General features: G+C 47.4%; 2 protein-coding genes and 1 pseudogene. 2 read left to right on the top strand and 1 reads right to left on the bottom strand.

What is annotated here, in order from left to right:
* Both HT737_RS28845 and HT737_RS28840 read left to right on the top strand, forming a co-directional pair.
* Positions 1–382: colicin E3/pyocin S6 family cytotoxin (locus HT737_RS28845; RefSeq protein WP_182404525.1), on the top strand; the 382-nt coding region annotated here is incomplete at its 5' end.
* A complete protein-coding gene (locus tag HT737_RS28840; RefSeq protein WP_047292099.1) occupies positions 379–609 on the top strand; it encodes a hypothetical protein in 231 nt (76 codons plus the stop codon). The genes HT737_RS28845 and HT737_RS28840, both read left to right, overlap by 4 nt.
* Positions 610–935: 326 nt before the next feature.
* Here the strand turns inward: HT737_RS28840 and HT737_RS32905 are convergent.
* Positions 936–1028 (bottom strand): annotated as a pseudogene (locus tag HT737_RS32905) (hypothetical protein); the annotation flags it as partial.

Genomic DNA, 1028 nt, shown 5'->3' with positions numbered 1-1028 from the left:
GACGAAAGCGGCGGACGGGATTCTGGTGAATCCGGTTTATCCGCCGGAGTATCGGGATTTCATTCTGGTGTTTCCGGCGGATTCGGGGGTAGCGCCGGTATACATCGTTCTGAATATTGCTGGGGATATCAAATATCATCCGGCCCCAAACTCCCTTACAGCCTTTCCTGAGGCCAAATCCGCACCAATGAAAACGTCTGTTCGTGGGGGAGGAAAAAAACGCAGGCGATGGAAGGATCTATCAGGGAAAATTTATGAATGGGATTCCCAGCACGGCAAGGTTGAGTTGTACACCAAACAAGGAAAACACCTTGGAGAATATGACCCGAGAACCGGGGAACAGACCAAGCCTGCTGACCCCAAAAGGAGAGTAGAAAAGTGAAACATATAGTTGAGGTATTTGATCAAAAAACCGAGGTTTTACTCCTAAGCGTTGATATCGCCGAACATCATGAGGACGCGCTGAAGGTACTCATGAACTGGAAGCAACCGGAAGATGAGTTTGATGGGTACGACCTGTCTGAGGAACAGATTAATATTTTGGAAGACTGGACCGGGAAACAGCTATCAGGTGTAAATCGTATAGTTCAACTGGTATGCATCGAATGACATGTCGCTACCCAAAACTTAATCATACTGTCGATGCCTATGATAAAAAAACGTCACTCCTTGTTTTCGAAATACCTGTTCCAGACGGGAAAATCGACCAGCTCAGAACAATCATGAAGTGGACCGTGCCAGAAGACGAAATCTACGGCTACGATCTCGACCCCAAGCAAATAACACAACTCGAAGTTTTAATCGGCCGGCCATTTTACGTTCCGGAATATGACTTTCAATTGAGCTGTTATGGAAGTGAGTAATACTGATTAGTCTTGACAAAAAAAACCCGACCAGTCACCTGATCGGGTTTTTGTTTTACCGCTCGTTCGCGCTTAGTGCGAAACGCGGCTGGTGCCACCGACGGTGGAGATGCGTACGCGCTCACCGACACGGAACACTTCGTTTTCTTGAACCTGTTGCACTGT

This window comes from Pseudomonas sp. MD195_PC81_125, assembly GCF_014060985.1.
Taxonomy (GTDB): Bacteria; Pseudomonadota; Gammaproteobacteria; order Pseudomonadales; family Pseudomonadaceae; genus Aquipseudomonas; species Aquipseudomonas parakoreensis.
This window is presented reverse-complemented; position numbering and strand designations above follow the sequence as displayed.